The sequence below is a fragment of the Edaphobacter sp. HDX4 genome (genome assembly GCF_036877565.1).
GTDB lineage: Bacteria > Acidobacteriota > Terriglobia > Terriglobales > Acidobacteriaceae > Edaphobacter.
In genome coordinates this window covers 39,424-50,714 of sequence record NZ_JAEDXW010000030.1, presented here as the reverse complement: position 1 = coordinate 50,714, position 11,291 = coordinate 39,424, and the positions used below count along the sequence as shown (strand labels likewise).

Below are 11,291 nucleotides of genomic sequence, written 5' to 3'. Positions count from 1 at the left end.
CTTCGCTCAGGATGACACGGCTTGTTGTGGGTGGGATTTGTGGTCAGAGGAGCGAAAGGTGTTCGCCCTTCGCTCGATGCCCACCTTAGCGACGAAGAAGCTGTCGCGAAGGTGGTTCCCGACGTTTGTGGTGATAAAGGCGAGATACAGGGATTCTTCGGCTACGCCTCAGAATGACGAGGGCAGGAAATAGCGATGGACTCGGAATGACGAGGGCTGGAGATAGCGATGGGCTCAGAATGACGAGGGCTGGAGATAGCGATGAGCTCAGAATGACGAAGAGATGCGTAGCTCATTCCGATTTATGTGTAGAGCTCGGCGGTGACGAGTTGGTTGCGGAACTTGCCGTTGGGGTCGTACTGCTGGGCGAGTGACTTGAAGTCGGCAAGTTTCGGGTAGACCTGACGGAAGTGTGCGCCGTCGTAGGTGGTGAGCTTGGCCCAGTGCGGACGCGGGTTGAAGGGGGCGAGCTTCTGTTGGATGAGCGGAAGGATCTTCTGGACCTCGGGCCACTGGCGTTTCCAGGTGAAGTGGATGGCGAGGGAGTCCTGCTGGTAGGCCATGCTGAGCCAGAGATCGTCGGCGGCGATGGTGCGCAGCTCGGTGGTGAGCAGGTGCGGGGTGATGTGGTCCTTCAGTGTTTCGACAGCGCGGATGGCCTCGTAGGCGTGGCTGCGGGGGACGAAGTATTCGGTCTGGAGCTCTTCGCCGCTGGACGGGGTGAAGTTCATGCGGAAATGCGGCAGGCGCTCGTACCAGGGGCCGGGGACTCCCATCTGGGGGGTGCAGTTGACCGCGTCGAGAGCGGGGATGGGATGGAGATTTTTCGTGGCCAGTTTTCCGTTGTAGAACATCTCGGGCGTATCGAGCTTCTGGTCAGCGGTCACCTTGCGCTTGAGCCATAGCTCGGTGCCGCGGCCCTGCTGCCAGTCGGTGAAGAGGCTGACGCTGTAGCCGGCGCCGAAGATGTCGTCGAAGTGGTGCTCGAGCTCGGCGAAGGGAAGGTCGGTGTAGACGGTCTGGGCGATCTGGAAGGTGGGTTCGACATCGAGCGTGACCCTGGTCATGACGCCGAGCAGCCCCAGATTGACGACAGCCCCGTTGAATTTGTCGCCGTCGGCGCGCGAGAGGGTGTGGAGGTCACCTTTGGCGTCGACGAACTCGATGGCGGCGACCGAGGAGGAGAGATTTTTGTTGTGGATGCCGGAGCCGTGGGTTCCCGTGGCGATGGCGCCGGGGACCGAGATGTGGGGAAGGGAGGCGAGATTGTGGAGCGCAAATCCCTTCGCGTCAATGACCGGGGCAACATCGCCGTAGCGGACACCGGCGCCGACCGTGACGGTTTTGGCCTTCTCGTCGATGCTGATGTCTTTGAATTTGCTGAGCGATACCTGGGCGTGGGTGCTGTCGGCCAGCCCGTTGAAGGAGTGGCGAGTTCCGAGAGGACGGATGCTGGCGTTGTCCTTGACGACCTGCTGGAGCTCGGCAACGCTGGAGGGCTCGAAGAGATTGTCGGTGTGGTAGGTGAGGTTTCCAGACCAGTTGGTTCGATGTGTCATGTTTTTTTGTTCAGCAGCGGAAAAACCGGGTAAAAGGGCGGTTGCGGCAAAGGCGCCGGAGGTCTTCAGAAATTCTCGCTTATCCATGATCCCTCGAAGGTCAATAACGGAACGCGGCCATGGTAACGGCTGGAGCGCAGGGGAGGGAAGTGCTATGGACGCGAGATTCTTTACAATCAAAGGATATGCCAGAGATCGAGATTAACGAGACAGAACGACAGGCCCGGTACAATCCGGCTGAGATAGAACCGAAGTGGCAGGCGCGGTGGGACGCCGACCCGAAGCTCTACGCAGCCGAAGGACACGATTCGGGCAAGCCGAAGTTCTATTGCCTGGAGATGCTGCCGTATCCGAGTGGCCAGCTGCACATGGGGCACGTCCGGAACTATTCGATTGGCGATGCGCTGGCACGTTTTATGTGGATGCGCGGACACAATGTGCTGCACCCCATGGGCTGGGATGCATTCGGTCTTCCGGCGGAGAATGCGGCGCTCAAGAACAACACGCCTCCGCGGGAATGGACGCTCCAGAACATCGCTGCGATGAAGAAGCAGATGCGCCGCATGGGCCTGAGCTATGACTGGTCGACCGAAGTAACGACCTGCCTGCCGGATTACTACCGCTGGAACCAGTGGTTCTTCCTGCAGATGTACGAGAAAGACCTGGCCTATCGGAAGAAGAGCAAGGTGAACTGGTGCCCTGACTGCCAGACGGTGCTGGCGAACGAGCAGGTGGTGAACGGCAGGTGCTGGCGGCATGAAGATACCATCGTCGAGCAGCGCGACCTGACCCAGTGGTTTCTGCGAATTACGAAGTATGCTGACGAGCTGTTGGATGGCCTCGAGAAGCTGGACGGCTGGCCCGAAAAGGTTCGGACGATGCAGCGCAACTGGATCGGCCGCAGCGAGGGTGCTCTGGTGAACTTCGCGGTCGCCGGGGAAACGGGAACAGAGAACAAGGAACGGGAAGACTGTTCGAAGATCACGGTGTTTACGACGCGCGTGGATACGATCTATGGGGCGACCTCGGTTCAACTTGCTCCCGAGCATGCTGTAGCAAAGGCATTTGCTTCTGAAGATGCGGAGCTGGCTGCGAAGATCGAAGCGCTGCTGGAGGAGCAGAAGAAGGCGCGCGAATCAGATGACTTCGGCGCGATCGAAAAACACGGCGTGAATACCGGGCGTTTTGCAATCAATCCGTTCAATGGCGAGCGCGTTCCGATCTGGGTGGGTAACTACATCCTGGCGGACTATGGCACGGGCGCAATTATGAGCGTTCCGGCGCATGATGAGCGCGACTTCGAGTTTGCGCAGAAGTATGGTTTGCCGGTGCGCCGCGTGATTGCGGCCGAGCAGGGAGATCAACCGGAGCTGCCCTTTACGGCGGAAGAGAATGCCGTGCTGATCAACTCGCGGGAGTGGGACGGGCTGCGCTGCATCGAGGCGCAGCAGAAGATGGCTGCCTTCGCGAAGCAGAATGGTTTTGGCGAGCCCACAGTGACCTACCGGTTGAAGGATTGGGGCGTAAGCCGCCAGCGCTACTGGGGCACGCCCATTCCGATGGTGTACTGCGAGAACGGTCATGACAGCCCTGAGCCCGGAAAACCACGAGTCGAGCCGGGCGGAGTGGTGGCACTGCCCGAGAGTGCGCTGCCGGTGCTGCTGCCGGATTCGATTGCGATTACGCAGGAGGGCGGATCTCCTCTGGGCAAGGTGCCGGAGTTTCTGCACACGACCTGCCCGGTCTGCGGCGGTCCTGCACGGCGCGAGACGGACACGATGGATACCTTCGTGGACTCAAGCTGGTACTTCTACCGCTACACGGACGCGAAGGACGAAGCTGCACCCTTTGCCAGCGATAAGGCGAACTACTGGTTCCCCATCGATCAGTACATTGGCGGGGTCGAGCACGCGATTCTGCACCTTATTTACTCGCGCTTCTGGACCAAGGTGATGCGCGACCTGGGGATGATCACCAACGATGAGCCTGCGGAGCGGCTGTTCACGCAGGGAATGGTGATCAAAGACGGCGCGAAGATGTCGAAGTCCAAAGGCAACGTGGTCTCGCCTGACGACATGATTGCGCGCTACGGCGCAGACGCCACCCGCATGTACGCATTGTTCGCTGCGCCGCCGGATCGTGATCTGGAGTGGCAGGAAGAAGGGGTTGCAGGAATCAGCCGCTTCCTGGGCCGCGTGTACCGGCTGGTGACAAAGTATGCGGAGACGACGCGCAAAGCTGGCATACCGCGCCTTGCAAGCCGAACCATAACCGATCAAGCGCTGCTGAGGACGCTGCACCAGACCATCGCAAAGATCACACTGGACTTCAGCGGTCGCTGGCACTTCAACACGTCCATCGCAGCAATCATGTCGCTGGTCAACGAGATCGTCGCGGCAGAGACAGCGATTGACGCGGAGCAGGCTTCACCCGTTGCCGTGGCCGAAATTATCCGCAACCTGATTCTGCTGCTTGCACCCTTCGCTCCATTCTTTGCGGCGGAGATGTGGGAACAGATCGGCGAAGAGGGCGTCGTCTTCCGGACGCCGTGGCCTGTCGCCGATGAAGAGCTTGCACGCGAGAACGAGATCGAGATTCCCGTGCAGGTGAATGGCAAGCTGGTGAACGTGATCAGAGTGCCTGCAGAGAGCGACGAGGCCGCAATCAAGAGGGCCGCGCTTGCAGATGAAAAGGTAAAGGCGCGTGTGGAAGGGAAGAACGTCGTGAAGGTTATTGTGGTGCCGGGCAAACTCGTCAATCTCGTGGTGAAGTAATGGATCGGGACCGGGGCGAGCTCGTCTCTTCTGCGGATGGGGAGGTCCGAGGGACACAGTCGTTCGTACGAACCCTGTCGGAGTGTTGGTCGCGTCCGTCACTGACGTTGCTCGAGGTCTTGTGGCGCTGGACCTTCGGAGCGCCGGTCGCGCTATTGTTGTGGCACATCGGGAAGCGCATCTTTGCTAACACTCAGCTGGATGCGTCCGCGCTTGAGGCTATGACAGTGACGCGACCTCTTGAAGCGGCGCAGACGCTGGCTTCTGCCGGGGCGCTTCTTCTACCGCCGGTTCTGCGAGAGGCCGTCTGGCTGGTGCCTCTGCTTCTTATCGCGTGGGTGGTGTGGTCGACGCTGGGCAGAACGTTTGTTCTGCGTCGCGCCGATCCTGAGCTGTACGTTCGCCTGGGAACGACGATGGTGCTGCAGCTCCTGCGCGTGGCTGCCCTGGCGGGAGCCTTCGCCTTGTGGCTCGTCTCTCTGCACTGGGCCGCAACAACGGCAGTGACGCGGCCACTCGAGCGTGGCGGTGAACCGAACCTGGTGAGCTACTTCGCCCTGGTCATCGTAGGCACGCTCGCGGTCTTCGCGTTATGGGCGGTGGTCAGCTGGTTTCTCAGCATTGCTCCGCTGCTTTCCATGCTGAGGAACCTGGGGATTGCAGCGAGTCTGTCCGCTGCTCTCCGCCTCGGCGAGGTAAAAGGGAAGCTGGTGGAAATCAATCTGGTGATGGGCATCGTCAAGATTGCGCTGCTGGTGCTGGCCATGGTCTTTTCGGCGACGCCGCTTCCGTTTGAAAGCGTCGCAACCCCGGCCTTCCTCAACGTGTGGTGGACGATCGTGGCCCTGCTTTACTTCGTCGCGTCCGACTTCTTCCATGTGGCACGGGCGGTGGCCTACCTCAAATTGTGGGGAGCGTATGAGCCGCAGAGCATCTCTGGTCCCCGGAACGGTTCCGAAGCGCAGGTGTCGAGCGAAGGCGCCAGACAGACCTCGTTGCGCCCTTAGTTTGCAGGCCCATTTACACTAGGCATGTGGACACCTCAACGATCGTCATCCTGGATTTTGGATCGCAATATACCCAATTAATCGCTCGTCGTATTCGCGAGTTCAATGTTTTCTCGGTCGTTCTGCCCTGCACGGCATCTCTCGATAAGATTCGAGCGCTCAACCCGAAGGGCCTGATCCTCTCGGGCGGTCCGTGCTCCGTGTATGACGCAGAGGCACCTGCGGCTGATCCTGCAGTGCTTTCGCTGGGGGCGCCCGTGCTGGGTATCTGCTACGGGCTCCAGTTCATAACGCATCACCTTGGAGGCAAGGTGGAGTCGGCGTCGGCACGGGAATATGGCCATGCGCAGGTGAACATCGTGGCCGAGACGGCCCTGTTTCGCGGCTTGCCGCAGACCATGGATGTCTGGATGTCCCATGGTGACGAGGCGCGGTCGCTTCCCGAGGGCTTTGAGTTGACGGCGAAGACCTCCAACGCTGTCGCCGGAATTGCGAATGAGGAGCGGCGTATCTGGGCGGTGCAGTTTCACCCTGAGGTCGCACACACGCGTCAGGGCATGGAGCTGCTGAAGAACTTCTGCATCGACATCTGCGGAGCAAAACCGGACTGGACGCCGGAGCACTTTATCCAGGCGACGGTGGAGAAGATTCGCGCGCAGGTCGGTGACGGTCATGCGATCTGCGGTCTCAGTGGTGGTGTAGACTCGTCGGTTGCGGCTGTGCTGGTGGCGCGTGCCATCGGCGACCGGCTGACCTGCATCTTCGTGAACAACGGTGTTCTGCGCAAGGACGAGTTTGCCAAGGTGCAGAAGACGATGCGCGAAGGCCTGGGGCTGAACGTCGTGGCCGTCGACGCCGGGGAGCGCTTCCTTACGCGGCTGGCTGGCGTGACCGATCCTGAACAGAAGCGCAAGATCATTGGGAACGAATTCATCTCCGTCTTCGATGACGAGGCTGCGAAGATCCTCAAGGCCGAGACGAGCGCAGGGCAGGAGATCGCCTGGCTGGTACAGGGAACGCTCTATCCTGATGTCATCGAATCCTCGAGCGTGCACGGACCGTCGCACACTATCAAGAGTCATCACAACGTCGGTGGGCTTCCGGAAGACATGAAGCTGAAGCTGATCGAGCCGCTGCGCGACCTCTTCAAGGACGAGGTTCGACGCATCGGACGCGATCTTGGAATGCCGGCTGAGATTCTGGAGCGGCAGCCGTTCCCCGGACCGGGGTTAGCAGTGCGCATTCTCGGCGAGGTGACGGCGGATCGCGTTGCGCTGCTGCAGGAGGCCGACGACATCGTGGTCAGCGAGATCAAGGCGGCGGGCCTCTATCGCAAGGTCTGGCAGAGCTTTGCCGTGCTGCTCCCGGTCAAGAGCGTAGGCGTGATGGGCGACCAGAGGACGTATGCGTACACCTGCGCGATTCGTGCGGTCGAGAGTGAAGATGGCATGACGGCGGACTGGGCTCCGCTGCCGTATGAGGTGCTGCGGACCATCTCCAGCAGAATCGTCAGCGAGGTACGGGGCATTAACCGCGTCGTCTACGACATTACTTCGAAGCCGCCGGGAACGATCGAGTGGGAGTAGACCGTGCTGAGCTTACGGCTTCAGCACGGCTGATCTGCGTACTGTCGCCTGCAGGACGATGCGGGTGTCGCGCGGAAACGCAACTTGTTTTCCGCTTGCAATCCAGCGGCGATAGACAGACAGGGCGGTACCGTAGGCGCCGATGCCCGCTGCGAAGTAGCGCGATCCTCCGGCTAAGGCGCTGATGTTGCCGATCAGGCCGATTCCATTGGCGCCGACGAAGTTGCGGCCTCCCTGGAAAGCCCCATCCTCGTCGAGAGTTCGAGTAGCGAGGGCTGCGAGAATGAGCGGGACGACGATCTTATCCTTAGGCTTAGGTTTTACTTTGCCTTCGGAGTTCATCTGGAAATCGCTGCCGGCCGCGTCGACTCCCGTCAGGGCTGTCTGAACATTTTCCTTCTCCCCTCCGGGCAGGACGATCTGCTTGAAGTCGAAGCGGAGCTCGCCGGCACGCCCGAACGACCGCGCTCGCTTGCAGGTGGTGACTGCGCCGATCAAGGTGGCTCCCTGAGGAACAGCGATGGAATGGTCCGCGTTATAGATGGGTTCCGCGACGGTTGCCTTGATGGGCTGACCGACCTTCGACGTCGCAGATGAGAGGCTTTGATCGAGGTAGGCCTGGACCAGCCAATCCGCACGACCGGCTGGCAGTTCAGCGGGAGCTGTTGTGCTGTGGGATGGCGTGACCATCTCCTGCTTTGGAACGGAGATAGGTGCGGTCGTCTCTACCGTCCAGGAGGTTCCGCTCTCGATGCGCTCGGGATGGTAGGGAAGTTGATGATAGAAGAGCTGCAGCAGACGGTCACCCTTTTCAGGAGCGGTGAACTGGCGAAGCTGGTCGTGGAAGATCTGCATGCCGGCATCGTACTGCTGATGAATGAAGCCTCCCTTGGGTGGAGGAGGGGCGACAAGCCGGTAGATGGGGGCTCCGTCCGTAGCCGGACCTGCTGAGAATGCCAGCGATGTGCCATCAGCCAGTGTGAGACGGGTAAAGCGAACCTCAGGCGTATGGAAGGGAGTGAAATCTCCGTTCAGCCTTGCGTTGTTGCGTTGCGACCGATTAGGGTGCAGACCTGTGATCGTTCCGGTAAGCGGGGTCTTTTCCGGAAGGATCATGACACCGTTCACAAAGACCGGGTAGCGAAGATAGCCGTGAACCGGTTCATTAAGGCGCATCGGAAGATGCGTGTCGATGCTGACGACGAACGGGGTGCCTGCAGGGATGGTCGCAGCGGGAGTCTGGCACCAGCCTGTCAGCCCAGGGAGAAGGCCCGCAAACGTAAATCCAGCGAGGAGGTTGCGATAGAGACCTGGCATTACATTCAAGCCTAGCAATCGAAGATGAAGGGAGCCTGAAGGCGCTCTGGAGATTTAGATCGAGAAAAATAAGGGATGTAAGCAGTCTGCCATTGCAGAATTACAGCGGATCTGTCACTTTTTAGAAACCCGCTGTTGACTTCTGCGTCTATACGGGTAGACTCCACATAGGATTGCCTGGTATGCGACACAAACCCATTTCGCACAAGCTTCTGTTCGGCGCTATATTCGCCGGACTGAACCTGCTGTGCTTCCTGGGTGCAATGCATGGCCACAAGGTCGTCCACCACACCCGCATCAACTACTCCCACATTCCGGCACAAGGCTCACGCCGGTCTGGTGCTCGGAGTAGCGTAGTTGCATTCGTCGACGCCGCCGTTGAGCATGCGGTCGTCATTCACCCATCGAACAGCCAGGCGATTCATGTAGCCCATGCCGGACCGTCTGCTTTCTCGCAGCCGGCTCTCGCACCTATTCGCTTTGCGCTGCCGGTTCCCGAAGAAAATATCCAGCTGCTGGCATGCGAAAATGTGCTGGCGCTGGGAAGTGCACCTCGCGCTCCCGGTCTCGGTCGCGCTCCTCCAACTGCATAGTCTCTCTCGCACAACTTCGCCAGACGTTGCTGATCTGATTTGCTGATCGGTGAACGTATGCGGAGATCTCCCTGTTGGGATCGATCTCTTCGCTGCTCTGGCGTCTCTGTTATCGCGATATTTCAGAGCTTTCGGCGCACCCTGCGCCAAGGTTCATGGAGAGATCTATGCAGAAACTCATTGATGGTTATGCACGATTCCGTTCTAACGTCTTCCCCAAACAGTCTGGATTGTTTGAGAAGCTGGCCAAAGGACAGCAGCCTCAGGCGCTGTTCATCTGCTGCTCAGACTCCCGCGTAGTTCCCGAAGTTGTCATGCAGTGCGAGCCCGGAACGCTGTTTCCCTGCCGCAGTGTAGGGAACCTGGTTCCGCCTCCGACCGAGACCGCGAGCGGTGTCGCCGCAACGATCGAGTACGCGATCCGCGTTCTCCGAATTCCCGATGTTGTGATCTGCGGGCACTCTGACTGCGGAGCCATGAAGGGAATTCTCGAGAGCGAGAAGATCGAGTCGCTTCCGGCGGTCCGCTCCTACCTTGAGCATGCGGGGCCTTCTTCCAAGTGGCTTACGCGCCTGCTGAAAGATGCCACGTCCCTCTCGTTCGAGCAAAAGCTGAAGCTGCTGACCGAGGCGAACGTGATCGCGCAGCTCCAGAATCTCCGAAACCACCCCGCTGTGGATGACGCCCTGAAGAACAACACGGTGCAGGTCCACGGATGGGTCTACGACATTGGCACGGGCGGCATTCTGCAGTTCGATGCGGAACAGGGCTGCTTCCGGCCGTTGCTGCCGGAAGAGAAGACCGTCGTTGTAACGTCCTCAGACCGCGGACGCAAGATTGCATAAGGGAGAACCCATGTCGACCACACTTCATCACGTCAAGACGGAAGTAAAAAAAGAAGAGAAGAGCGGAGCGTTCATGCGTGATCTTTCCGCCTCGCTTGTCGTGTTCCTGGTCGCGCTGCCCCTGTGCATGGGGATCGCGCTGGCCTCGGGAATGCCTCCGGCGACTGGCCTGGTTACAGGAATTATCGGCGGACTGGTCGTCGGTTTCCTGGCGGGCCAGCCGCTACAGGTCAGTGGTCCGGCAGCGGGTCTCGCGGTCATCGTGTTCGAGCTGGTGCGCGAACATGGCATTGCATCACTCGGGCCGCTGCTGATGATCGCGGGAGCGATTCAACTGGTGGCCGGTCTGCTGAAGACCGGCCGCTACTTCCGCGCCATCTCGCCGGAGGTCATTCACGGCATGCTTGCGGGAATCGGCGTGCTGATCGTGATCCAGCAGTTTCACGTTGTGCTGGATCGCTCGCCCAAGCACAGCGGCCCGGCGAACATTATCGGAATGTGGGATGCGATCTTCGGCGGCCTGTTTCCGTTGAACGGAAGCAAGGAAGAGGCGGCGGCTCTGGTCGGCCTGACCACGATGGCGGTCATGATTCTGTGGGAGAGGTTCCGCCCGGCGAAGCTGAAGCTGATTCCGGGAGCGTTGCTTGGGATCAGTGCTGCTACGGCACTGGCCCAGGTGTTTCATCTTGGAGTGAACCGCATCAAGGTTCCGGACAACCTCTTTCAGATGGTCTCGTTTCCCCACCTGAGCGCACTCGCGGGGATGTCACTCTCCTCGATCGCCGGAACGGCGCTTGCGCTTGCCTTTATTGCGAGTGCGGAGACGCTGCTGTCGGCTGCCGCGGTTGAGCAGATGCAGACGCGCTGGAAGACGAACTACGACCGTGAGCTGACGGCCCAGGGAGTGGGTAACCTGCTCTGCGGGGCGGTCGGCGCGCTGCCGATGACCGGGGTTATCGTCCGCAGCTCGACCAATGTGCAGGCGGGCGCGGAGACACGGCGCTCGGCGATTCTGCACGGCGTCTGGATGCTGCTGGCGGTGCTGGTGTTTTCTTCCGTGCTGCGATTGATTCCGACCGCGAGCCTAGCCGCGGTGCTGATCTTCGTCGGCATAAAGCTGGTGAAGCCTGCCGAGGTACGGAAGCTAGCGCGCTTCGGGAAGGTTCCGGTTCTCATCTACTTTGCGTCCATGCTGACGATCGTTGGCACCGATCTTCTGACCGGCGTTCTGGTGGGAGTGACCCTTTCACTGCTTCGGCTTCTCTACACGGTCACGCATCTGGAGGCGCGAGTCGTAGAAGAGGCCGGCGATACGCACGTTCATCTCTCCGGGATTGGAACGTTCATCTCGATCCCGAAGATCACGCAGGCTCTCGATCAGGTCAGCCCCCACAGCTCCATGGTGCATGTTCACTGCAGCAATCTTCGCTACATCGATCACGCGTGCATCGAGGTGATCGAGAGCTGGACCGAGCGTCTTGAGCGAAACGGACAGACGGTGAACATCGAGATGGAGAAGCTCCACCTTCGGTATCGCGCTCCGGTCAGCGAGACGGTGGTTTAAAGGTTTGATTTTTCGCAAGAGCGGGGCTGCAATCCCGTCGGCCCCG

Annotated in this window: 8 protein-coding genes; 6 read left to right on the top strand and 2 right to left on the bottom strand. The window is 59.9% G+C overall.

Annotation, left to right across the window (positions count from 1 at the left end):
• Positions 1-302: 302 nt before the first annotated feature.
• Entirely contained in the window at positions 303-1,646 is a 1,344-nt protein-coding gene (locus tag JAO29_RS20890) for an FAD-binding protein (RefSeq protein ID WP_334270212.1), read from the bottom strand.
• Between the two features lie 98 nt (positions 1,647-1,744).
• On the opposite strand from JAO29_RS20890, the gene leuS reads away from it, so the two are divergent.
• From leuS to guaA, 3 genes are read left to right on the top strand one after another with little or no spacing between them, the layout of a single operon-like run.
• Positions 1,745-4,333 (top strand): leucine--tRNA ligase, encoded by a 2,589-nt coding sequence (gene leuS, locus JAO29_RS20885; RefSeq protein ID WP_334270211.1) that lies wholly within the window; start codon positions 1,745-1,747, stop codon positions 4,331-4,333.
• The gene (locus JAO29_RS20880) at positions 4,333-5,340 is read left to right on the top strand and encodes a hypothetical protein (RefSeq protein ID WP_334270210.1); all 1,008 of its coding nucleotides are present in this window, start codon (positions 4,333-4,335) and stop codon (positions 5,338-5,340) included. Before leuS ends, JAO29_RS20880 begins: the two co-directional genes overlap by 1 nt.
• A gap of 26 nt (positions 5,341-5,366) precedes the next feature.
• Positions 5,367-6,926 carry a glutamine-hydrolyzing GMP synthase gene (guaA, locus tag JAO29_RS20875; protein WP_334270209.1) on the top strand — a complete coding sequence of 520 codons (1,560 nt, stop codon included), beginning with the start codon at positions 5,367-5,369 and terminating at the stop codon, positions 6,924-6,926.
• Positions 6,927-6,938: 12 nt separating this feature from the next.
• Here the strand turns inward: guaA and JAO29_RS20870 are convergent, their stop codons facing one another.
• Positions 6,939-8,243: a hypothetical protein gene (locus JAO29_RS20870; protein ID WP_334270208.1), complete on the bottom strand. Its 1,305-nt coding sequence runs from the start codon at positions 8,241-8,243 to the stop codon at positions 6,939-6,941.
• A gap of 182 nt (positions 8,244-8,425) precedes the next feature.
• Between JAO29_RS20870 and JAO29_RS20865 the strand changes: the two genes are divergently transcribed.
• The 3 genes from JAO29_RS20865 (at position 8,426) to JAO29_RS20855 (ending at position 11,245) form a co-directional block, all read left to right on the top strand.
• Positions 8,426-8,836, top strand: coding sequence for a hypothetical protein (locus JAO29_RS20865; protein WP_334270207.1), 411 nt, complete (start codon positions 8,426-8,428; stop codon positions 8,834-8,836).
• Positions 8,837-9,003: 167 nt separating this feature from the next.
• Positions 9,004-9,681, top strand: a complete 678-nt coding sequence (locus tag JAO29_RS20860) for a carbonic anhydrase (RefSeq protein ID WP_334270206.1) — start codon at positions 9,004-9,006, stop codon at positions 9,679-9,681.
• Positions 9,682-9,691: 10 nt separating this feature from the next.
• Positions 9,692-11,245, top strand: a complete 1,554-nt coding sequence (locus JAO29_RS20855) for a SulP family inorganic anion transporter (RefSeq protein ID WP_334270205.1) — start codon at positions 9,692-9,694, stop codon at positions 11,243-11,245.
• Positions 11,246-11,291: the final 46 nt, after the last annotated feature.